This is a genomic window from Treponema maltophilum ATCC 51939, from assembly GCF_000413055.1.
GTDB lineage: Bacteria > Spirochaetota > Spirochaetia > Treponematales > Treponemataceae > Treponema_C > Treponema_C maltophilum.
This window is the reverse complement of sequence record NZ_KE332518.1, coordinates 1,030,720-1,053,170: the sequence shown is the minus strand read 5'-3', so window position 1 is coordinate 1,053,170 and position 22,451 is coordinate 1,030,720. Positions and strand designations below refer to the sequence as shown.

The 22,451-nt window shown below is 49.3% G+C and carries 20 protein-coding genes, 1 tRNA gene and 1 pseudogene; 5 read left to right on the top strand and 17 right to left on the bottom strand.

Annotated elements, in window-relative coordinates:
- Positions 1 to 10: 10 nt before the first annotated feature.
- The gene (locus tag HMPREF9194_RS04705) at positions 11 to 1,303 is read right to left on the bottom strand and encodes an extracellular solute-binding protein (RefSeq protein WP_016525233.1); all 1,293 of its coding nucleotides are present in this window, start codon (positions 1,301 to 1,303) and stop codon (positions 11 to 13) included.
- A gap of 133 nt (positions 1,304 to 1,436) precedes the next feature.
- Between HMPREF9194_RS04705 and HMPREF9194_RS04700 the strand changes: the two genes are divergently transcribed.
- Positions 1,437 to 1,510: transfer RNA gene (locus HMPREF9194_RS04700), tRNA-Val, on the top strand.
- Positions 1,511 to 1,535: 25 nt separating this feature from the next.
- Positions 1,536 to 3,002, top strand: a complete 1,467-nt coding sequence (locus tag HMPREF9194_RS04695) for a bifunctional folylpolyglutamate synthase/dihydrofolate synthase (RefSeq protein ID WP_016525232.1) — start codon at positions 1,536 to 1,538, stop codon at positions 3,000 to 3,002.
- Here HMPREF9194_RS04695 and HMPREF9194_RS04690 read toward each other — a convergent pair.
- The 8 genes from HMPREF9194_RS04690 to HMPREF9194_RS04655 are packed head-to-tail and all read right to left on the bottom strand — an operon-like array spanning position 2,986 to position 10,489.
- The gene (locus HMPREF9194_RS04690; RefSeq protein ID WP_016525231.1) at positions 2,986 to 3,741 is read right to left on the bottom strand and encodes a pseudouridine synthase; all 756 of its coding nucleotides are present in this window, start codon (positions 3,739 to 3,741) and stop codon (positions 2,986 to 2,988) included. The two genes, HMPREF9194_RS04695 and HMPREF9194_RS04690, sit on opposite strands and share 17 nt — an antisense overlap.
- A gap of 13 nt (positions 3,742 to 3,754) precedes the next feature.
- Positions 3,755 to 4,765 carry an RluA family pseudouridine synthase gene (locus HMPREF9194_RS04685; RefSeq protein WP_016525230.1) on the bottom strand — a complete coding sequence of 337 codons (1,011 nt, stop codon included), beginning with the start codon at positions 4,763 to 4,765 and terminating at the stop codon, positions 3,755 to 3,757.
- Positions 4,765 to 5,283, bottom strand: coding sequence for a hypothetical protein (locus HMPREF9194_RS11835; RefSeq protein WP_016525229.1), 519 nt, complete (start codon positions 5,281 to 5,283; stop codon positions 4,765 to 4,767). Before HMPREF9194_RS11835 ends, HMPREF9194_RS04685 begins: the two co-directional genes overlap by 1 nt.
- Positions 5,280 to 6,026 carry a YggS family pyridoxal phosphate-dependent enzyme gene (locus HMPREF9194_RS04675; RefSeq protein ID WP_016525228.1) on the bottom strand — a complete coding sequence of 249 codons (747 nt, stop codon included), beginning with the start codon at positions 6,024 to 6,026 and terminating at the stop codon, positions 5,280 to 5,282. The genes HMPREF9194_RS11835 and HMPREF9194_RS04675 overlap by 4 nt, the downstream gene beginning before the upstream one ends.
- Positions 6,010 to 6,903, bottom strand: coding sequence for a 16S rRNA (adenine(1518)-N(6)/adenine(1519)-N(6))-dimethyltransferase RsmA (rsmA, locus tag HMPREF9194_RS04670; RefSeq protein WP_016525227.1), 894 nt, complete (start codon positions 6,901 to 6,903; stop codon positions 6,010 to 6,012). Before rsmA ends, HMPREF9194_RS04675 begins: the two co-directional genes overlap by 17 nt.
- 9 nt (positions 6,904 to 6,912) lie before the next feature.
- Positions 6,913 to 8,265, bottom strand: a complete 1,353-nt coding sequence (locus tag HMPREF9194_RS11830) for a ComEC/Rec2 family competence protein (protein WP_016525226.1) — start codon at positions 8,263 to 8,265, stop codon at positions 6,913 to 6,915.
- Entirely contained in the window at positions 8,259 to 9,458 is a 1,200-nt protein-coding gene (locus tag HMPREF9194_RS04660) for a hypothetical protein (RefSeq protein ID WP_016525225.1), read from the bottom strand. Before HMPREF9194_RS04660 ends, HMPREF9194_RS11830 begins: the two co-directional genes overlap by 7 nt.
- A 26-nt stretch (positions 9,459 to 9,484) precedes the next feature.
- The gene (locus tag HMPREF9194_RS04655) at positions 9,485 to 10,489 is read right to left on the bottom strand and encodes a PilZ domain-containing protein (RefSeq protein ID WP_016525224.1); all 1,005 of its coding nucleotides are present in this window, start codon (positions 10,487 to 10,489) and stop codon (positions 9,485 to 9,487) included.
- 29 nt (positions 10,490 to 10,518) lie between these two features.
- On the opposite strand from HMPREF9194_RS04655, the gene HMPREF9194_RS11825 reads away from it, so the two are divergent.
- On the top strand, positions 10,519 to 11,286 hold the full coding sequence (locus tag HMPREF9194_RS11825; RefSeq protein ID WP_016525223.1) for a CPBP family glutamic-type intramembrane protease: 768 nt from the start codon (positions 10,519 to 10,521) through the stop codon (positions 11,284 to 11,286).
- On the opposite strand, the gene HMPREF9194_RS04645 is transcribed toward HMPREF9194_RS11825, so the two are convergent.
- Positions 11,270 to 12,010: a thiamine pyrophosphokinase gene (locus HMPREF9194_RS04645; protein ID WP_016525222.1), complete on the bottom strand. Its 741-nt coding sequence runs from the start codon at positions 12,008 to 12,010 to the stop codon at positions 11,270 to 11,272. The genes HMPREF9194_RS11825 and HMPREF9194_RS04645 overlap by 17 nt on opposite strands.
- A 101-nt stretch (positions 12,011 to 12,111) precedes the next feature.
- Here HMPREF9194_RS04645 and HMPREF9194_RS04640 point away from each other — a divergent pair.
- Positions 12,112 to 12,603 (top strand): annotated as a pseudogene (locus HMPREF9194_RS04640) (CCA tRNA nucleotidyltransferase); the annotation flags it as partial.
- 29 nt (positions 12,604 to 12,632) lie between these two features.
- On the opposite strand, the gene HMPREF9194_RS04635 reads toward HMPREF9194_RS04640, so the two are convergent.
- Together HMPREF9194_RS04635 and HMPREF9194_RS04630 are read right to left on the bottom strand one after the other, a co-directional pair.
- Positions 12,633 to 14,246 carry a leucine-rich repeat domain-containing protein gene (locus HMPREF9194_RS04635; protein WP_016525220.1) on the bottom strand — a complete coding sequence of 538 codons (1,614 nt, stop codon included), beginning with the start codon at positions 14,244 to 14,246 and terminating at the stop codon, positions 12,633 to 12,635.
- 69 nt (positions 14,247 to 14,315) lie between these two features.
- Positions 14,316 to 15,257: a leucine-rich repeat domain-containing protein gene (locus tag HMPREF9194_RS04630; RefSeq protein WP_016525219.1), complete on the bottom strand. Its 942-nt coding sequence runs from the start codon at positions 15,255 to 15,257 to the stop codon at positions 14,316 to 14,318.
- A 216-nt stretch (positions 15,258 to 15,473) separates the two neighbouring features.
- Between HMPREF9194_RS04630 and HMPREF9194_RS04625 the strand changes: the two genes are divergently transcribed.
- A complete protein-coding gene (locus HMPREF9194_RS04625) occupies positions 15,474 to 17,003 on the top strand; it encodes a CCA tRNA nucleotidyltransferase (protein WP_016525218.1) in 1,530 nt (509 codons plus the stop codon).
- Between the two features lie 59 nt (positions 17,004 to 17,062).
- On the opposite strand, the gene HMPREF9194_RS04620 is transcribed toward HMPREF9194_RS04625, so the two are convergent.
- The 5 genes from HMPREF9194_RS04620 to flgG all read right to left on the bottom strand — a co-directional run bounded on the left by HMPREF9194_RS04620 (position 17,063) and on the right by flgG (position 22,435).
- Positions 17,063 to 17,665: a hypothetical protein gene (locus HMPREF9194_RS04620; RefSeq protein ID WP_016525217.1), complete on the bottom strand. Its 603-nt coding sequence runs from the start codon at positions 17,663 to 17,665 to the stop codon at positions 17,063 to 17,065.
- Between the two features lie 11 nt (positions 17,666 to 17,676).
- On the bottom strand, positions 17,677 to 20,436 hold the full coding sequence (locus HMPREF9194_RS04615) for a valine--tRNA ligase (protein ID WP_016525216.1): 2,760 nt from the start codon (positions 20,434 to 20,436) through the stop codon (positions 17,677 to 17,679).
- A gap of 323 nt (positions 20,437 to 20,759) precedes the next feature.
- Positions 20,760 to 21,062, bottom strand: coding sequence for a helix-turn-helix domain-containing protein (locus HMPREF9194_RS11820; RefSeq protein WP_016525215.1), 303 nt, complete (start codon positions 21,060 to 21,062; stop codon positions 20,760 to 20,762).
- 101 nt (positions 21,063 to 21,163) lie between these two features.
- A complete protein-coding gene (locus tag HMPREF9194_RS12605; protein ID WP_016525214.1) occupies positions 21,164 to 21,595 on the bottom strand; it encodes a rod-binding protein in 432 nt (143 codons plus the stop codon).
- A gap of 45 nt (positions 21,596 to 21,640) precedes the next feature.
- On the bottom strand, positions 21,641 to 22,435 hold the full coding sequence (gene flgG / locus HMPREF9194_RS04600) for a flagellar basal-body rod protein FlgG (protein WP_016525213.1): 795 nt from the start codon (positions 22,433 to 22,435) through the stop codon (positions 21,641 to 21,643).
- Positions 22,436 to 22,451 lie beyond the last annotated feature (16 nt).

Here is a 22,451-nt window from a genome sequence, read left to right as displayed (position 1 = left end):
ATATCAGTTATCAATAAAATTTATTGTAATCGTTTTGAAGTTCTTTAACAAAAGTTTCCGGCGTAATCTCGAGCGCCATAAGTTTTTGCACGGCGGAAGAACACGTATCGTAAAAGGTCGGCGTAATCCAATCGATAAAATACCCCATGCCGTTTATTTTATTTACGGTATTATAGCACTGAATAATATCGTTAAATAAGGGCGTAGCGTTTTTTACCGAACCGGCATCGAGCGGTAAAGCCGGCAGCATGGCGTTTTCCGCCCAAAGGGCAGCCGTCGTTTTTTGCGTCAAAAAATCCAAAAATTTAACCGCAGCACCGGTATGCTTCGTTTTTTTATTTATAACGAACGGGATTCCGGGCCCGCCGACCGCTTTCAGGTTTTGCGATGAGGAGCGGGGAGCCGGCAGCAGAAAAAAGCCGGTTTCAAACGGTGCATTCGTATTGATTTCGCCCTGGAGCCAGTTTCCCGTGAGCATGAGCGCGGAATTGCCCCGATAAAAAACGGTCGCCGAATCGTCGTAGCCGATTGCGGAAAAGTTCGGCGTAAAATAGCCTTTTTTTACCCATGAAACCAAAATGTCGGCTGCGGCAATGTTTTCTTTGGAATTCCAAAAATTCCCTTTTTTACCGCTCATCATACCGTCCAGCTGCACCCGGGAATTTAAAACATGCTGTAAAGCAGACCACTCATGAATTCCCGTCCAACCGTCCAAATTACCGAAATTAATCGGGATATAACCGGCAGCTTTTACATCCGCTAAAATCTTTTCAAGATCTTCCAAAGTTTTTGGAACCGAAAGGTTTAACTTCTTAAAAATATTTTTATTATAAAAAAAGCCGACTATTTCGCCCGTAACGGATACGCCGTAATATTTGCCTTTGTAGCCCATTGAACTTAAATTCGATTTTGACAATCTTTGTTCCCAACCCGTTTTAACGGCCGTATCGGTTAAATCGAGAATAAGGTCCGATTTTACGAAAGCCCCCATATCGGCTTCACCCTGATTGAGCTGCATAATATCCGGTCCCGTGCCCGATTGAACCGCCATTTGTAAAACAAGTTTTAAATCATCAAGCGTTTTTACTTCCCGCACAATTCGAATATCCGGGTTTTCTTTTTCAAACCGTCTGATAATTTCTTCCATCACGGAATTTTCTTCAGGGCGGTAAAATTGATCCCAAATAACCAACTGTGAACGTCCCGAACTTCCTTCCGCCGCTCTTTTTTCGCCGCTTCCGTTCGCAAAAAGCAGCGCGGAAACTCCGATAATTATAAATAACATTAAACAGATTTTTTTCATAACCGACCTCCGCATGCAACAACAAATAATTAAAGTTTTATAAATTGTACATAAGAATTTTCGATTTGTCAAATTTTCAATATACCCGCTTGACCGAAATGCGCGAAACTGCTATGATGCGTTCATTCTTTGCGGGCGCTTAGCTCAGCTGGTACGAGCGTTTGGTTTACACCCAAAATGTCGGCGGTTCGATCCCGTCAGCGCCCAATATAATTGTTAATCAGTTGTCTTCATGGTTATTAGAAAATCGGCGATGCAGCGCTTCGAGCAGTGGCTCGAACAATACCGGAACTTTGAAAAAAATCCCGAAAAGGATTTTTTCCGCCTCGATACAATGCGGTATTTGTGCGAACGATTCGGAAATCCGCAAAACGCGTATAAATCGATTCACGTTGCCGGCTCCAAGGGCAAGGGTTCAGTATCGGTTTTTTGCGCTTCCGTTTTGGAAGAAGCGGGTTTTAAAACGGGTTTATACCTGTCGCCCCATGTCGCCGATATCCGCGAACGCGTAAGCAGCCCTTTTTCTTTTTTGCCGGAAACGGAATACGAAAAGGCCGTGAACGCTTTTATTCCCGCAGCCGAGTTTTTTATTACAGAAGCCGGCGATGAAAAAACAAAGCCGACATGGTTTGAACTGATGACGCTTTTCGCTTTTTTTTGTTTCCGCAGCTGCGGCATGGAATGGGTTGTCTTTGAAACGGGCTTGGGCGGACGGCTCGACGCAACGAACGTTCTGCTGCCTTGTGTATGCGCGATAACGCAAATTGAATTGGAACACACCGAATATTTGGGAACAACGCTGCAAGCTATTGCGGGCGAAAAGGCGGGCATTATAAAACAGGGAATTCCCGTATGCATTGCGCCGCAAAAAAACGAAGTAAAAAACGTATTTGAACATAAAGCGCGCGAAATGCAGGCTCCGATTTTATGTATCGGCGATGCCGCGAATATAAACTATAAAAGCGGCAACCTTAGCGGCACTCCCCCGGGCTGCGGTGATGTCGGAAGCAATTTCGATTCGGCCGCGGAAATTTTGTTCAGCGCCGAAAAACTTCGGCAATTCGAAAAAGCCTACGGGCGGCGCCTGTCGTTTTCGCGGCCGCTCACAGCGCGCCTTAAACTGCAGGGAAAATTTCAAGCGGAAAACGCGGCGACAGCGGCGGCGGCCGTAAAGCTTGCTCTTCCCGATATCGATGAAAGAATAATCGAACAGGGCTTGGAAAAAGCCTTTTTACCCGCGCGCTTCGAAACGGTACGCCTTCCCGTGCAAAACGGCGCTCTGACGATCGTCATTGACGGCTGCCACACGGCAAACAGTATGAAAGGAACGCTGGAAACATTTTATGCGCATTTCGGCGCACGATGCCACTTGCTCTTTGCCTGCGCAGCCGATAAAGACGTCGAATCGATGGCGCGCATCATAAAAGATTCGCCCTGCTCTTTCAGCCGCATTGCGCTTACCGTTCCGGGAAGCGCCAAACGCTCCGATTACGAAAAAACCGTGCGCGCGTTTTCGGCATGCTTTGAAAACGCAACCGCCGCCCCTTCCGTCCTACATGCGGACAAAGACTTCGGCCGCGCAATACGGCAAGCGATCGATTGTGCCGCAAAAGAAAACAAAACGCTTCTGTGCGCCGGTTCCTTTTATTTAGCCGGTGAAGTAAAAAACGCGATACGGGAACTCAATCCGGCAATGTAAATCCTTCCAAAACAAAGCGCAGCCGCCTACCGTTTGCCGGATGATCGAATTCCAATGCGCAAGCCGTAAAGCGCAACTGAGCGCATAACTCGGAATTTTCCATATTGCGCTCGTTATTGTCTTCGTTATATAAAAAATCGCCGATGACCGGCAAACCGTAGGATGCAAGGTGGGAGCGCACTTGATGGCGGAAGCCGTTTGCGATTTTGCACATAACCTGCACGGCCGGCATTCCGTCTTCCGTTTTTACTTCCCGCACCGATACGATTTCCGTGCGGTAGATTTTACTTCCGGCTTTTTTCAAATCGGCTCTTCCGGAATCGGCAAAGACGGGCTTTACTTTTTTGCCGCCCTCGCCGTACGCACGGAAGCGGCTTTCGATGCTCAGCGGCGGCACAATACGGCTCAAAAGGTCCGGTTTTCGGCAATCGCAATACGCGCAATAATATTTTATAAAGCGGCCTTCTTCCTGTTGACGCACAAAATCGTCAAAAGCGTTTTGCGTACATGCGGCAAGGAGCAAGCCCCGTGTCGCCGTATCCAAACGGTGTACAAGTCCGCCTTCCGTTTTCTTTTTACCGTACACGAGGGCGGCTTCGGGCGCAAGGCGAACGATTTGCGAAAAAGCGGTGTCTTCGTTTTCGGCAAGCGGCGCCGACGGAAGCCCTGCGGGTTTGTCTATAACGATAAAGTCGGCTTCGCGCGCGATGAGTGAAATTGAAAGTTCCTTTACGTTCATATGCGCGGCCTTTTTAATTTTTTGAAGAAACGGATGCAAGATGCTCCGAACTGAATTCGGCATGAAGCACTTTAAGCACTTTTTTAAAACGGTCGGGTACCGGAGCGGTAAAAACGGCGGGCGTATCCCGACTGCAGGCGCTCTTAAGAGAGCCGCCGTCGGGGTTAAACGGAGCCGAATCGGAAGCACGGGGCGGAAGGCGCACTGCCAACTTATACGCATGGAGCATCAAAGCGGCGTCGGGAAAGCGTGCGTCTTTTTTGCCGTACACGCAGTCGCCCAAAACCGGACAGCCCAAATATTTCATGTGCACGCGGATTTGATGCGTGCGCCCCGTTTTAATGCGTATGCGCATAAGGGAATACGGGCCGTATATGCCGACGCAGCGGTAGCGAGTGTGGGCGAATTTTCCCGCTTCGTCATCGGGCGACACGGTAAAGCGTTTGCGGTTCGAAGAAGAGCGGCACAGATAATTTTTGATTTCGCCCTCAAGCGCAGGCGGATGTCCGCTTACGATCGCGATATATTCTTTTTTTACCCTGCGGTTTTTAAATTCGCTTTGCAAAAACACTTCGGCATCCCTGTTTTTCGCCGCAATCAACACGCCCGATGTATCTTTATCGAGGCGGTGAACGATTCCCGGCCTCAGCGAAGCGCCGCACACACAACCGCGCCCCCAATGATACAAAAGCGCATTGACCAGCGTGTGCCGGCGGTTTCCCGCCCCCGGATGCGTTACCATGCCCGAAGCCTTGTTGACGACCGTTACCGCTTCGTTTTCAAATAAAATATCCAAGGGAAGGTTTTCGGGCTCGATATTCTCCGGCACGGGATCTTCCCATTCAATGCATACTTCCTCGCCGCCTTTAAGACGCAAAGAAAGTTTCGCTTCTTTTCCGTTTACGGCGACGCGCTTTATTCCCGATTTTAAGCGCGAGCGGCTTATATTTTGCACCGAACTTGCGTACACATCCAAGCGCATGGGACAAAGACTTGTGTCCGCATTAAAACATATTGACGGCATCACAGCCCGCTTTGGCCCGGCGCTTCGGGCGCGTCAGTATCGTTTTCCGCCTCGCTATCGTTTTGCGGCGGAATGCTTTCAACGGTGATAAGGCCTTCCCGGTCGGCATCGATCCGTTCGGCATTTTTTTTGCGGTTTTCATTTACTTTTATAACGATAAAATCGGTAAGGCCTATAGCGACGCTGAGCGCGGCCGCTGCGGATATAATGCCTATCTGCTCGCTTGTATTGAGCCTCGCTTCGCTCGAAGAAAGCGGAAACGGATTCGGAATATAGGCCGCCTTAAAATCGTTCGCCGCGTAGCGGTACAGCGAATACGCGAGCGTAACCCCGAGCGTCGTAAAAGGAAGCGAGCCGAAGGTAATGATTTCGGCGCGGCGCACGTCTTTTACCCACGACGGAAGCGGTTTGTCTTTTTGATAGCCTTCAATCCGAAGCGCATCCTCGTCGGCGGCAAGCGGCACGCACAAACAAAACAGGCACAAAATCCACGGTATTTTTTTTGCGACTTTTTTCACGCCTGCGCCTCCGCTCCGGCATTGCGGAACAGGGCGGTTCCGATGCGTACAAGGGTGGAACCCTCTTCAATTGCCGTTTCAAAATCCGAAGACATTCCCATTGAAAGTTCGGTCAGCGAAAAAGAGGGAAAGCGTTTTTGCATACGCTCTTTAATTTCGCGCAGCGTAACGAATGAACGGTGCACCTCGGCCGATTCGGGAGAGGCGCTCAGCGGCGCCATCGTCATAAAACCGCCGACGTTCAGATTCGCTTCTTGGGCGTACTCCAAAGCCCGTACAATGCCGTCTTCGCTCGTAAAGCCCGATTTTGATTCTTCGCCCGTGTGCACTTCGATCAGTAGCCTAAGCGGCCTGAACGCGGGGCACAAAGACGGATTTTCCGCTTGAAGGCGTTTTGCGATTTCTTCCATAAGTTCGATTCTGTCCACCGAATGTATGCAGCTCACATAGGGCAAAATCGATTTTACCTTGTTCCGCTGCAAAACGCCTATCATGTGCAGGCGGGCATCGTCAAAGCGCAAAGCGGGATCCGAAAATTTTTCAACGGCTTCCTGAACGCGGTTTTCGCCGAACAAGCGTATGCCCGCTCCGTAAGCCGACCTGATTTCTTCTATCGAGCGAAACTTCGTCACGGCCATAAGTTTTACGGCGGAACTTAAGCGGCCGCTTTTTGAAGCCGCCCTGTCTATTTTTTCGCGGATGTGTTCGATGTTTTCCCGTATGATTTTATCCGTGTTGTTCATCGGTATGTCCTTTCGATTCGTATTCGTATGCGGCATCGGCAAGGCCGAGAATGTCGGCTACGCTTAAGTTTTCCGCCCGATCGGCAGGATGTATGCCGGCCCGTTTTAAAATCAGTTCGGCTTTTTCGGCATCTTTATACAAGGCGGTTAAGTTATTCTTTACCGTTTTTCGCCGCGAAGAAAACAAAGCGCGCTGCAGCGTAAGGAAGCGCTCGGTGCTTTTGCATGCGGGAAAATCGGCTGCGGGAGTAAAGGTCAGCACTTGTGAGGCGACGTTCGGACGCGGCCAAAAACTTCCGGCAGCCAAATCCATAAGCGGCTTTATATCGTAGGCCCACCGGCACAGCACCGAAAACGAAGAATACAGGGGCGAACCCGTTTTTGCCGTCATGCGCTGACCGACTTCTTTTTGTACGGTAAACACGCAGCGGTTAAAACGCACGCTTTCCGATACGGTATCCGCAACGATTTTTGCGGCGATATTGTACGGAAGATTCCCGCACAGGCAATCGGCTTTCACACCGGAATCGTATTCGGTCTTCCACGTTTTAAGAACGTCGCCCGCGACGATTTTCAAGCGGTTTTGCGCGATTTCGTCGGGAAAAACCGTTTCAAGAACCTGAATAAAGCCGCGGTCGATTTCGAATGCCGTTACAAAGGCGCCGCGTTTTAAAAGCTCGAACGTAAGCGCGCCCAAGCCCGGCCCGATTTCCCATACGCGCATTCCCCGCTCCAAGTTCATGCCGTCGGCGATTTTTGCGCGCGCGCTCGGATTCACCAAAAAATTCTGTCCGAATTTTTTTTGCATGGCCATGCCCCGCGCATCCATAAAGGTTTTTAAAAACGACGGGGAATCGTAATCGATCGCTTGAATCACGCATACTCCTCACAAAAGGTCAATCGGCTTAAAGCGCGCAAAAAACAGTACCGCATATTTAAGCGCGGCATACAGCACCTGTATTATACCATTAAGCGGGTATAAAAGAAAAGGCAAAATCAGGCAAAAAAATACGCCGGCACATCCCGCAATAAAAAAGACTGAAGCAAGCGGTGTTACGATAATCGACGAGATAAGACCGACCGGCGCAATATGCCCGAACAGCACTGCGGTAAGCGGCGATGTTGCAAGCCATGCTCCCGCGGTCGCGGAAGCGCTTTCGGCAAGTTTTTGCGGCAAAAACGAACACAAAAACGGGCGAACAAGCGGACTTATAAGCAAGATGCCCGCAATCGCCGCATACGAAAGCATAAAGGCGGCCGAATAAATGTCGGCATGCAAAAAGGCCGTTTGCACGATAAAGGCCGCGCATAAACAGTCAAAACTTCCCTTTGCGGACAATTCGATAAACAAAAATCGTGCTATAAGGGCGACGAATACGCACAAAAAAGCGCGCACGAGAGAGGGGCTTGCGCCCGCAAACCAAATAAACGCGCACATAAAAATAAGCGATAAAACGGATGCCGCTTTTTTGCCGACAAGGAATTTCGAAAAAGAAGCTGCCGAAATAAACAGCGACAAGTGCATGCCCGACAAAGCCAAAATATGCGCCAAGCCCGCATTTTGAAACGCTTGAGCGAGCTTTTCGTCCGTATATTCGCGCGAACCCGAAACAAGGGCAAGCAAAAGACCGCCGGCATCGCCCCACGCGTACAATACGCGTTTTAAATACAGGCGGGAAAGCGCGCGCAAACGGCAGATGTCGTTTTTCCAGCCCGCAAAAGATGTCGTTTCGGCGATAAAAACCGGCACCGACGGCGTGTCCGATTTTGAGCCGCGCGCGGCCGTTGTGGCCGATGCGGACCTTGCACCGCCTGCACTCGTCGACGGCGGCGTATCGGCGGCGGAAGATTCTTCAATGCGGCGGACGGTACACACAAGGCGGGCGCCCTGCTCCACCGGCACGTCCTTTTTCGAAAGCGAAAAAAGTTTTCCCGGATACAAAGCTTCAACAAGTTCGCAAGGAACAAGCAGCCGTACGCGCCCCCTTGCCGAACAACTCATATCGGCCGAACCCGCCCGCTCGGCGTCCAATAAAAGCGAATAAAACCGTCCCGAAGACGTTTTTGAAGGGTTCGACGCGACAAGGCCGGAAACGCTGCCGAGCTTCTCGAGCGGCATACAGCACCTGAATGCGTGCGGATCCGCAGGCTTTACGAGCCGCGCGTATAAGGCAAGCGCAAGGATTACGGCGGCAATACGCACGGGAGGAAGCGTAAAAATCGTTTTTTGTGTTACCACTTCAGTTTACTCAGCGCATCCCTTGCAGCCGAGATAACTTCGTCCGGGTAATTTTGGTATGTTGCGTACAATAAATCATCGAAAGCGATTTTATCCCTCAAAAGCTGCAAAGATTGAATTACGGCAAGCACTATCGGGGTGCCGGAGGGTTTGTTTTCTTCCTGATTTTTATTGAGCGCTTTCAGATAATTCGTTAAGTTTTCCGCCGCTTCCGCCGGAGCGAGGCGCGTAAACGCATAGATGATTTCGATAAACTGATTATCGGTCAGCAAGCCCGCCTCGTATTCTTTGCGCGAAGAAACAAACACGTCGCGCATAAGCCGAGCCGACCGTGTCCACGACACGCGGTACAACTCGCGAACGGCCTGCATTTTAAGCGCCGCATATTCTTTATCATAAAGCTCAACATCCCCTGCCTTATATATAGTCGAAGACAGTGCATTTTCGGACATTTCCGCTTTAAAGAAGTCAGAATTTTTAGGGTTTTGCAGCACCAAATCGAGGGCGGCTTTTTTTTCATGCAAGGTTCCGCCCGTAATAAGGGTGCGGACGGAATTTTCATAGACGCCTGAAAAATTGTTCAACGCTTCGGCGGCCTTTTCGGAAACCGCCGTATCGGAAGACAAATAGCACGAAAACAAAACGGAAAATGACGAACTTCGGCGGAATTGCGCCAAAGCGTCTATCGCGCGTAAAAGTTGATCGCGCGAATTGGAAGAAGGTGCCGCTTTTAAAAGATCCGCCGCATACGAATTGACAAGGGCTACGGTCGCTTCATCCGGCGAAAAAGCTTCGGCGGACGAACGCGCCGCACGCGTAAAGTTTTCCAAAACGGCGTTTTGCAAAGCGGCGTTTTTATTTACGGCGAATATTTTTTCGAGAAGCCGCGCCGCTTCCGGGCTCGACGACGCGGGAACGGCCCGAACCGCTTCGACCGCAAAAGCGATAAAATCCTCGTCGGAACTTAACAAATCGTAATTTTCATACAAAAAGTTCAAAGCGTACAGCGAAGTTTCGACAAAGTTTTTCGAAGCGCCGTTAAGATTTTTGACTATGCGCGTTTTGCCGCTTATGTTTTCTTTAACGAATTCTTTCAGGGCGCCGGGGTTTCCCTGCGAAAAGGCGGCGGAAACGGAACAAAGGAGCGCAATGCTTACGGCGCATACGGAATACGTTTTTTTTGTACAATTCATGCAGTTCTCCATATCGATTCGATTGACTAAAACAATGCCTCTTTTTCCGGCAAGTTTTTATATACGTACCCTAAAATAGTATTTTTAAACCACGCGGTCGTTTCCGCACACTGAAAATGTATGTGCGATTCTTCGGTCTTTTTATCGTACGAAACGGATTTTACAAGACCGTACATAACGACGCGTTTTTTGTCCAAAGCGAATTGCAGTTTTATCGGCATGCCGGCTTTTGCTTTGCCGCCGATGCGGATAAGAGAGCCGTCTTCGGAAAGGTCTTCGAGCATGCATTTAAAGCCGGGTTCCGATTCGAACTTTACTCTGTCTTCCGGTTTTTTGGCGCCGAGAAAAAGCTGCGCGGGAATGCGGCACTTGCAGCGTACCGACCGGCGCTTTTGCGAACGCAGCAGCGAAGAACTGTGCGCAAGGACGAGCGCATTGCGCCCGTTAAACAAGAGATTACGGAGCACGGTCGTATCGAATACGTAAAAAGCATCGTCCTGCCGATGGAAGTACACGACAATTTTTTTGTGTACCCACTTGTCGCCGGATACGGTCAACTCTCCGTTTTCAAGAGGCAGTGAAATGATAAGTTGACGGCCGTTTTGCATAACGCGCGCAAAAAAAACACCGACGCCGCGTACCAAAATCCGAAGTTCCTGCCCCTTCGATATATAGTGCGTATCCTGTATGCCGTTTTTAGCGTTCGGATCCAATTCAACCTTTGTACGGCAATCGTATAAGCGTTTTAAAAAACTTTGCACGTTTTGCGTATTCGTCGTTTTATCTTTTTCGGCCTTTTTCAAAACGGCGGCAATGCTTTTATCGAGAAGCGCAACCGATTCGAATAAGGCGGCAGGAGTTTCGGGATTTCCGGCGTCGGCAATCGGCCACAAAAAGCGCAATTCTTTAAAATCGAAGCCCGCATTAAAGCCCTTTGCAAAAAAACTTATGCAGGGCGAAATCAAAAAGATTACGCGCAAAAGAACGATGAGAATCAATATGCAGGCGACGATAATTACCGCAGTGTACATAAACGACCTTATCGTATAGTATCATACAAGTGAAGAATGTTCATCAGCTGATAGCCGAAATTTCGGAATATTTTATTATAACGGCCGTTTTGGCGCTGCCGCCTCTTTTTGTGCCGCATCAAACGGGCGCCGTATTGCGCGTACCGTCTTTAGGCGCGCTCTTATTTTATATGGCGGCTGCACTCTTTCTATTCCTTCGCGCCCGGAGTACACAAAGCGCCTTCCCCGCCTTAAACACAGTCGAACCCGACGCCGCATTCAATCAAAAAGCCGACGCGGCATTCCGCCGAAAAGCGGCATCAAAACGCGCAACGTCAGCGGTTCTTTCTTTTGCCGCCCGGCTGCTCCTATGCTTTTGCGCCCTCGCGTGTTCGGCCGCTCTGTGGAACCGTATTGCCGCCTTTGCAGGCGAAAATGCCGTACATGCGCCGCTCCCCGATGAGGCGGGCCGCAGGTTTCCGTTTTTTTCGGGAATAATCGTCCTCGCCTGCTACGAAGAAATGCTGTACCGATTTTTTTTACCTGAAAAAGCGCGACGGATTGTATCGCTTGTTTTTTCCGATCCCGATTCCGCGCACGTTTCACGCATGTTTTACGCTTTAGCCGAATTCATTCCCATTTGTCTTTTTGCACTTGCCCACCGCTACCTCGGCATATACGCTGTCGGCAATGCCCTGTGTGCGGCAGTCATACTGCGCACCGCCGTTTGCAAAAAAGTGCCGATATTCGGCCTTTGCGCCGTTCATGCCGCATACAACGCGGCAATGCTTATAGCGCTGTTCAATACGGCGCGATAACGATAAAAGCGCCCTTTTCGGCGGTCAGCACGACATCCTTTTTGTGCAACACATAGTCGTCGCACGCTCGGTTGCTTAAACTGAATGCACCGTTGTGCCAATCGACCTTCTCCAGCGGCCACACAAGGCCTTCGGACTTGAGGAGGGCGCCGCTGCAAAGACCGTGTACGGGAAACACCGACACGTATTCTTTGCACTGCTGCGAATCAAGGTGTAAAACGCGGGGCGAACCGTCCGCGCCGGAACGCAAATTGTACACGGTTTGCTCCCGGCACAGCCATAGGTCCGGATACACGGGCGTTTCGAACTGCTTTACGATTCCCAAAAGATGATCGAGCCTTCCGCCGTCGCCCCCGCACAAAATAATAAAAAGCTCTTCCCGCCGATACGGCGTGCTGTTCCCCTGCGCGCACTGCACACTTTTGTCCGGATCGCTCTGCGGATAAGCAATCGCTTCCTTTAAAGCGATGACGGTGTCGCTGTCGTCCTTGTCGCGCTTGAAGCGCAGGATTTTTTCGTCGGGATATTCATCAAGAGCGCTTGCGGGAACAAGGCTGTCCATATCGCCTACAATCAAATCGGGCTTATAGCCGAACCGATGAGCGCATGCAAGACCGGAATCGGCGGCAATCACAAACGAAGGCCGGGCGAATTGTTTTATACAGCGTTTAAAATCGGACTTTGACGGATGCAAACCACCGGTAAAAATCAAAACGGATATCATACTTTTCCGATCCTCCCGAATCGATAAAATCACGCCTTTTCTTTTGCCGAAACTTTAGAGGCAACTTTACAAAAAAACGCAATACGGTATACTGATATTCTATGATAAAAACCGTATCCGTACCACCCGTGTTTAAAAAAATGAACGCTTTTTTTGAACGAGCCGGTTTTGAAGCCTATCTTGTCGGCGGCGCCGTACGCGATATGCTCAGGGGCAAAAACGCCTCCGACTGGGACATCGCGACAAACGCGCGTCCCGAGCAAGTGCAAGCTCTTTTCCGCCGCGTCATTCCCACCGGCATAGAACACGGAACGCTCACCGTCATTTTTATGGGGCACCATATTGAAGTTACCACGTTCAGAAGCGAACACGGCTACAGCGACGGAAGAAGACCGGACGAAGTAAGTTACGAAGCTTCGATCGAACAGGACCTTTCGCGCCGCGACTTTACGATGAACGCCGTCGCAGTAAAGCTTTCGACCGGACAACTCTGCGACCCGTTCGGCGGCAAAAAAGACATACGTGCAAAAATTATTCGCACGGTGGGCAAGGCCGAGGACCGCTTTGCAGAAGACGGGCTGCGCCCGTTACGGCACACGGCGGTGTGCATATGATTTCCCGCTCAATCAACTTCTTTGATTTTGTCTGCGGCAACACCGCTTTTTATAAGTGCTGTTTTTATTGCACTGCCGACACTGCCCTTTTTTACCGTAAACACGGCCGCGTTACATTCAGTAAACGCACCGCCGGCGATTGAAATAAAAGCCGTACACTTTGAAAAATCAAAGACGGTAACCTTACCGCACTGGAAAAAAGCGTCCTCACCGATTTTCTTAAGATTTGCCGGCAAAACCACCGTTCCGCTCATTTCCCTACAGGTGAAAAAAACCTCCTTTTCCAATGTTTCAAGGCTTGCAGGTAAAATCAACTGCTTTAAGCTCGCACAGCCGAAAAACGCATCGGCAGCGATTGTTTTAAGAGCGGTACAGGAAGAAAGATTCGCCGCCGTTAACTTCTCACAGCCTGAAAAGGCGCCTTCCCCTATTTCCGTAATATCCGTCGGAAAGGTAAACGATGTTATCGCCCGCGCACTGCATAACAGTTTTTTTGCGCTTTTATCGTAAACGGTATTATCTTTAACCGTAAAGGTTGCATTTGCAGGATCTACCGTAATCGTTTTAAGCTCCGTACAACCCGAAAAGGCATCGCCCGCAATATTTGTAAGTTTTTCGGGTAAGTGTACTTCCTTTATTTTCGTACAGTCTGCAAACGCACGACCGCCGATTGAGCTAAGCTCGTTACACTTTGAAAAATCAAAGCCGTCAACCTCCCTGCACCAGCTAAAAGCACTGTTGCCGATTGTCTTAAGATTTCTAGGCAGATGTACTGTTCCCTTTATTCCGTCACATCCGTAAAATGTCTGAAAACCCAACGTTTCAACACTATCGGGTAATTTTAACTCTTGTAATTTTTTACAATACATAAAAGCCCAGTCGGCTATTTGCGTAAGGTTCGGAGGGAAGTCAACCGATGGTATCGTCCGAGTACAGCACAACGCCTGCGTTTCATCGTAAGTGTAGATAATATTCTTTTTAGACTTAAGAGACTCGTTATCGGAATGCACCGTAAGCTCTGTAAGCTCCGGACAATCGTTAAAGGCATCGCCTTTAATCGTTTTAAGGCTTGCGGGTAAGTTCATCTTCGTTATTTTCGTACAGTTTGCAAACGTAATACTGCCGATTGAACTAAGCTTGGTACACTTTGAAAAATCGAAGCCGTCAACATTGCTGCACGAGTAAAATGCACCATCGCCGATTGTCTCAAGATTTGCCGGCAAAACTACCGTGCCGTTTATTCCCGTACATCCGAAAAAAACACTGTATTCCAATGTTTCAAGGCTTGCAGGTAAACTCAAGCTCTTTAAGCCCGTACAGCCGAAAAACGCTTCGGCGCCGATTTTTGTAAGGCGGGTACACGAAGAAAAATCAACCGCTTGCAAATCCTTACGGTCTTTAAAAGCTTCCCTTGCTATTTCCGTAACGTCCGCCGGTATGACAAGGGTGCCCGAGGGCGTTTGCCCGCCTTTAAGTACGCCGCCTTCAATAAGCAAATTCGGATCGGGACCGCTCGGTACGTTCGGCTTATTTTCGAAAGGCTGCGGACAAGCCGTAATAAACAGCGCGCACAGTAGTACGAGTGCCGGCGCAATCAACATAGTCTTTTTTACGGTTTTCATTGGAACCTCCTAATAAAAGCTTTTGCCATATAATGGCGCGTAAACGGCACGGTATACTATTTTCACCGCTCACTTAACTTTCTGTATTTGACTTTCTTTAATACCTCTTTCTATAAGCATTATTTTTATTGCACTGCCGACGCTGTTATCCTTTACCTTAAACACGGCATCCGCTTTACAGAGAGAAAAGGCAAGATTGCCGATTGAGGTAAGAGCGGTACACCGTGAAAGATCAAAGCAGTCAACGTTACTGCACAAGCAAAAAACACCGATGTCAATTATCTTTAGATTTGCCGGCAAAACTACCGTTCCGGTTAATCCCGTACATCTGAAAAATGCCTGAAAGCCCAGCGTTTCAACACTATCGGGTAACTTTACCGTTTTTAAGTTCGTACAAGCTTTAAAAGCAGCCTCCGCCATTTCTTTAAGATCTTTAGGCAAGTTAACCGATTCTTCATTCGGCGCACAGCACAATATTGTTGTTTTGTCGCTAGTATAAATGATATTCTTATCTGCGATTAAAGGACCGCCGGCTTTGACCGTAAGCTCTTTAAGTTCCGTACAGTCTTCAAAGGCGTCGCCTTTAATCGTTTCAAGGCTGGCGGGTAAGTTCACCGTCCTTATTTTCGTACATTTTGCAAATGCTAAGCCCTTGATTAAGGTAAGCTGCTTACACTGTGAAAAATCGAAGCCGTCAATGTTGCTGCACGAATAAAACGCACCGGCGCCGATTGTCTTAAGGTTTGCCGGGAAAACTACCGTGCCGTTTATTCCCTTGCATTCAAAAAACGCATTGACGTCGATTTCCGTAACGTTTTCCGGTATGACGAGGGTACCTGAGGGCGTCCCGTTATAGCCTTTAAGCACACCGTTTTCGATCTTCAAATTCGGGTCGGGACCGCTCGGTACGTTCGGCTTATTTTCGAAAGGCTGCGGACAAGCCGTAATAAACAGCGCGCACAGCAGTACGAGTGCCGGTGCAGTCAACATAGTCTTTTTTACGGTTTTCATTGGAACCTCCTAATAATAACTTTGAAAGAAGTATTACCTTAATAAAACAGTATACACTGAGTACGGATACAAAACAAGTTTACGGACGGTTTTGTTTGTGATTTAAGACAGCGCATCAGGCGTTTTCGAGCATTCCGAACCGATAAATTCGCGCTTTTTTATTTTTTCTTTTATAAAAACTTTACAAAAAAGCGCAATACGGTATACTGATATTCTATGATAAAAACCGTATCCGTACCGCCCGTGTTAAAAAAAATGAACGCTTTTTTTGAACGAGCCGGTTTTGAAGCCTATCTTGTCGGCGGTGCCGTACGCGATATGCTCAGGGGTAAAAACGCCTCCGATTGGGACATCGCGACAAATGCGCGGCCGGAACAAGTGCAAGCTCTTTTCCGCCGCGTCATTCCCACCGGCATAGAACACGGAACGCTCACCGTCATTTTTATGGGGCACCATATTGAAGTTACCACTTTCAGAAGCGAACACGGCTACAGCGACGGAAGAAGACCGGACGAAGTAAGTTACGAAACTTCGATCGAACAGGACCTTTCGCGCCGCGACTTTACGATGAACGCCGTCGCCGTAAAGCTTTCGACCGGCAAACTCTGCGACCCGTTCGGCGGCAAAAAAGACATACGTTCAAAAATTATCCGCACGGTGGGTAAAGCCCAAGACCGTTTTGCAGAAGACGGGCTGCGCCCGGTACGAGCAATCCGCTTTGCTTCAACCCTGCACTTTACGATAGAAAGCGAAACTTTGGCGGCGATTCCCTCTTCGCTGGATAAAATACGCTGCGTCAGCATAGAACGCTTCCGCGACGAGTTTATAAAAATCATTACCGGCGAAAAGCCTTCGTACGGGCTTAAACTGCTCGAACAAACGGGAGTACTGAATCTTTTTATACCGGAACTGTGCGCGTGCCGAAATGTTACGCAAGATGACGGCAGGGGCTTTCACCGCTTCGACGTGCTCGACCACTTGTTTTATGCGTGCGATCACGCGCAATACCGAAGCGGCATCGAAAGCGACCGTTCAGCCGGCGCCGAACACACTGCTGAAGATTGCAGCAGCAAGGATTGCGGCGGTCACTCGTGTACCGAAAATCCGTCCGAAAGCCGCCTGCTGATCATCCGCCTTGCAGCTCTTTTTCACGATATCGGAAAACCGCGGGTGCGCGCCGCAGAAATACACGGGAACGCTGAGCGCATTACCTTTTATTCTCACGAAAAAGAAAGCGCGCGCATGTGCACGGCGATTTTGGAACGCTTGCGCTTTCCCGCAAAGACCGTGCGCTACGTAAGCCATTTGGTTGAACAGCACATGTTCCACTACGAAAGCTCGTGGACCGATGCCGCCGTGCGCCGCTTTATGGCGCGCGTTTCGCCGCCTGCAGGATTGGGAACGCTCGAGCAAACCATTGCCGATCTGTTCGATTTGCGCATTGCCGATGTAAGCGGCATGACAAACTCAAGCGCGCTTTTGCATTCGGGTCCGTGGAGCGCCAATTTAATCGAATTCCGCGACCGCATACAAAAAGAATTGAACAATAAAAATGCGGTCGGTCTTAAAGACTTGGCAGTAAGCGGCACGGATCTTATAACTGCGGGCATTCCCGCCGGCAAAACGCTCGGACTTTTACTGCAGGAACTGCTGCAAACCGTTTTGGACGATCCCGCATGCAACACAAAAGAAAAGCTGCTGGAAATCGCAAAAAGCATTGCAAAACGGAAGATGAATAAGGATTGATGTATGCGGATAGGCTTTATGCCGTAACCGGCCGTGCGCGTTCGGTTGTTTTTTCCGAACTACCGATTTTCCTCGCGCTTTTTGTCTAAATAGCCGCAGTCTTCAAGATAGCGGCGGCGCGTGATGACGAGGGAAATCAATTCCTGATACATATTGTAGTCGACTTCGAGCGCAATGGGAAAAATAAAGTATTCGGTTTCGTCGCAATAACGCTCGATGAACGCGGGGTTGCTTACAAAGCCCAAGCTTATCATATTGCTTATGCGGTCGGCGCATTTAAGGATTTTTGCCTTTTCGCTTCCGTGTTCGATAATGCCGCGCAAATAATCGGCTTTTTGCTGACCTTCCTTTTTGGTTACTTCCATAACAAGATCGTACACTTGACGCGATTCGGAATCGATTTCCAAAATAAGCTTCGGATCAAAACCGGGCACGTCTTCGACCAAATCGTGAATAACCGACGCTTTGAGCAGCACGCTGTCTATGTAGCCGTAGTCGATTAAAATACCCATCGTATCGATTTGATGGCGGAACATGTTGCCGCCGGCATAGCGTGATTTTCCGATAAGGGCGGTTGCAAGCTGCAAATACGGGGCAAGATAAATGCTTTTCAGCTGGAGCATCGCCTGCGTATTCATTCTGTCCGGTTTTTCGGTTTGCATGAGTGCCGTCCTTACAAACTTTGTATGTATTCGGTCAGTTTTTCCGTTCTGCGAACGGCAAGCCGGCGCTTTTCTTTTTCCGCTTCGACGACTTCGGCGGGCGCATGAGCGGCAAATTTCCCGGTAAGTTTCGCGTCGAGTCGCGCGATCGCTTCGCGTTCCGAAGCAAGTTCCTTTTCGAACCGAGCTTTCAGCTGCGCCTTATCGACCGCGCCCTGTACCAAAATAAAAGCTTCATAGCCCTCGCCTACCGTACCGACCGCACCCGAAGGCTTTTCGCTCACAAACTCGATGTTTTTTATGCCGGCTAAAAGCTTGATTAAATCGGTTTTTTCAAGGCACACTTGTGCGGGAGAATCCGGCAGTATAAGCAGGGCTAGATCGAGCTTTACATCGGGCGCAATGCCGCACTCGATTCTGAGAGAGCGCACCGAACGGATAAGGTTTTGCAGCACGCCGAAACGCTCGGCCGTGCGTTCGTTTTCGCGCGAAGGAACATGCACCGGATACGGCGCTTTAATAAGCAGTCCGTCGTAGTGTACGGCGGACGGAATGATTTTCGCCTTTGCCGCATCGAGCGCTTTTCGCGCTTGTACGATGGGCGCAAGCGGAAGTTTCGAATAGATTTCTTCGGTTACAAAGGGCAAATACGGATGCAGCAAGCGAAGACTTTCTTCGAGCACGTTCAGCAAAACGGATACGGCGCGATCTTTTTCCGCGTCATCGGTATTGCGGAAGGACAGCTTGGTACCTTCAACATACCAATCGCAAAAGTCGTTCCAAAAATATTCATATACGGCTTGAGAACCTTCGTTGTAACGGTAATTTTCAAGCGCGGAACGCGAAGAGGCAATCGCCGCATTCAAGCGCCCGTAAATCCACCTATCCAATTCGGTTAAATCATCGTCGTTTACCGGCACAAGGGTGCGGCCTTCCAAATTGCCCAAAATATAGCGGCTTGCGTTCCATATTTTGTTCGCAAAGCGGCTGCCCATTTTGAACGATTCTTTATCGACCAAAACGTCCTGTCCCTGAGCACACATAAATGCGAGGGTGAATTTAAGGGCGTCGGAGCCGTATTCATCTATGATTTCGATCGGGTCGATTCCGTTGCCGAGCGACTTACTCATCTTGCGCCCCTGCTTGTCGCGTACCAAACCGTGAATGTAAATGTCTTTAAAAGGCGCCTTTCCCGTAAACTCGAGGCCGGCCATAACCATGCGGCTGACCCAAAAGAAAATAATATCGTAGGCGGTAACGAGGGCGCTGGTCGGATAAAAGGTTTTAAAATCGTCGGTAAAGCCCTGCTCTTCTTTTTCCGGCCATCCCAAAGTGGAAAACGGCCACAGCCAGCTCGAAAACCACGTGTCAAGCACATCGGGGTCTTGACGCAGTTTTCCTTCAACGGCTTTTGCACCGCACTTCGGGCAGGATTCGGGATCCGTTTCCGACACAATCATTTCGCCGCAGCAGTCACAGTACCACACGGGAATGCGGTGCCCCCACCACAATTGGCGGCTTATACACCAATCGCGGATATTTTCCATCCAATGGGTGTAGGTGTTTTCCCACTTTTTCGGATAAAACACGATGTCGCCGTCTTTCCACGCTTTTAAAGCTTTTTCGGCCAAGGGCTTCATTTTTACAAACCACTGATCGCTCACGTAGGGTTCGACGACGGTATGGCAGCGGTAACAGTGACCGACCGAATGGCTTATTTTTTCTTCGTCTTTGAAAAGCCCCGCCTCTTTTAAATCGGCTATGACGGCGGCTCTGGCATTTTTTACGTTCATGCCGCGGTATTTTACCGGACAGTTGTCGTTTAAGGTTCCGTCCGCATTCAATATGTTTATAACTTCAAGATTGTGCCGTTTGCCCAACTCCCAGTCGTTCGGATCGTGTGCCGGCGTAATTTTAACGACGCCCGTACCGAATTCCTTGTCTACATAAGCATCGGCAACAACGGGAATAAGGCGGTCGGTAAGCGGCAGTTTTACCTTTGCGCCGACCATGTTCTTATAGCGTTCGTCGTCGGGATGAACGGCAATCGCCGTATCGCCCAAAAGAGTTTCGGGACGGGTTGTCGCGATTTCGATACGCGCGGGCATCCCGCTTTTCGGATTGTCGACCTCATAATAAATATGATACATGGCGCCGGCAGTATCTTCGTGTTCGACTTCGTCGTCGGCAAGGGCGGTCGTACACGTGGGGCACCAGTTTACCAAATAATTGCCGCGGTAAATCAAGCCGCGCTCGTAAAGACTCACGAACACATGGCGCACCGCTTTGGAAAGGCCTTCGTCCATCGTAAAGCGCTCGCGGCTCCAATCGACCGAAGCGCCGAGTTTTTTCAACTGATGCGTAATAATTGCATGGTGTTCGTTTTTTACCTGCCACGTACGTTCAAGAAATTTTTCGCGCCCCAATTTGTGGCGGTCGGAACCTTCCTTTTTGAGCCGGCGTTCCACCACGTTTTGCGTCGCAATTCCCGCATGGTCGGTTCCCGGAACCCACAGCGTCGGCCGGCCGTTCATGCGCTGATAGCGGACAATAATATCCTGCAAAATATTGTTGAGCGCATGCCCCATGTGCAAAATGCCGGTTACGTTCGGCGGCGGAATAACGACGGTAAAAGGCTTTTGCGCGCCATTGTTCACGCCGCTTCCGGCCTTCAGTTCGGGCTTAAAACAGCCTTCGGTTTCCCACCGATTGTATAATCGTTCTTCAAAATCTTTGGGATTATAGGCTTTTTCAAGCTCGATACCTTTCATCGCTCACTCCTCACCGATTCTTTTTCGCGTTTATCGTATTATTGTATCGATTTTTGCCCTGCTGTGCAACATGATTTTCTCTAAGCGGAAAGCGAATCGGCATGGATAGAGAACTGAAAAAAATCTGCTTTTGAGAATGGCGTAAAAAGCAACCGCTCAGGCAATTCGTTTCACTCATAAGCCATTCACGGTCGCTTTTTACGCGCACTTATCTGAAGCAGTTAGCTTTTTACCAACTATCGTTTATGTCGAAGCCTTGTTCGCTTAAAAGAAATGAAGAGTTTTTGAGCCGAATCTCTTGCGTCAATCAGCACAGTTTCGGTTTAAGAGGTTATGTTTTTATCCGTATCGTCCCGATGATCTTCGGCGGTTTTGCCCCAAGGTGCGGGGGAAGCTTCGATATCGGGATACAATGCGGTGTTTTCATTTTCCGCAATCTGTACAATGTTTGAAAGCGTTTCGCCGAGGGCGCCGGCAATTTTTTCGAGCGTCACAACGGTCGGACTGATAAGATCGTTTTCGAGGCGGTACACATAACCCTTATTCAGTCCCGTTTTCGCACATAATTCGTTTTTTGATATACCGTTTTTTATACGGACGGAGCGCAGGGTTTTGCCGATATTCATGCATATATTGTATCTTCAGCAAAAAAGCAGCATAATTATGCATATTTGCACACCGTCGATTTCAGCGACACGGAGAAAAAACATCGTATAGTTGTATGATTTTACGCGAGCTGCAAGTAGATTTGGTCTGCCAAGCCGAAGCCTGCATGCTTGGTCATCGTAACGGCGAGTTCGTCGTAGAGCATGTCTTCGTACATTTTTTGCGCGTAGCTCGGCTCTTCGCCGTATACGGAAGCGCCGGTTAAGGTTCCCCGCATCGAAGAAAGCATGATTTTTATTATATACGATTCAAGTTCAAGCGATTTTTCGTACAAAACGCTTGTTTTATCGATTTTTTTTTCGGTTTTTGCGCCCGATACGGGTACATCGTTTGCTGCGGCTCCGGACGGCAATGCGGTTTTATCGCTTAAAGCGCGGAACGTTTTTTCAAAGCCTGAAGTATAATCGCCGTTCAGTTTGCCCGCCGGCAAAAGATTTTTTGCCGCGTAGGCGCCCAAGCCGTTTGCAAATCCCGTTTTTTCAATTCCCGTCATTGTCCGTTCCTTATTAGTCCGCAGCGCTTACCGCTTCAGTCCTTGTTAGCGCTTTAAGCCGACCGCCGTCGCAAGCATCGAATCGCTTGTTTGAATGGCCTTTGAATTGAACTCGTACGCGCGCTGCGCGACAATCATTTGTACCAATTCGTTTACAACCGACACGTTCGACATTTCCAAAAACTTGTGTCTGACCGCGCCGAAGCCGTCGAATCCGGGGCGGCCGGGAATCGCCTCGCCCGAGGCGTTTGTAACGATGAACAAGTTGTCGCCTTCGGCTTGCAGTCCCACCTGATTCGGAAAGCGGTACAGTTCAATTTGTCCTATATCGATCGGATCGTCATTGCCCGAAACTTTAACGCTTACGCGCCCGGTTTTGGTAACGGTGAGCGTGTCGATGATGAAGTTTTCCGGCATGATGATTTCGGGCATAACGCGAAGTCCGTCGTTCGTTACAAGTTGTCCCGAAGAATCGACTTTAAAAGAACCGTCGCGCGTATACGCGTAGGTTCCGTCGTATTGCTGAACGCGGAAAAATCCTTCGCCGGTAATCGCAACGTCGGTACTGTTTTCGGTGTTTTGCAACGAACCTTGCTGGAACATCCGCTGGGTTGCGCCCAAGCGCACGCCGTTGCCCATTTGAACGCCGACCGGCGTTACCGTGTCTTCCGTTGCGGGCGTTCCGGCAAGCTTTAAATTTTGGTACACCAAATCTTCAAATTCGGCACGTTTTTTTTTGAAACCGGTCGTATTGACGTTCGCAAGGTTATTCGAAATCGTATCGATTTGCAACTGCTGTCCGTTCATGCCGGTTGCGGCTGTCCATAAACTCCGTACCATAATTCAATTCCTTAAT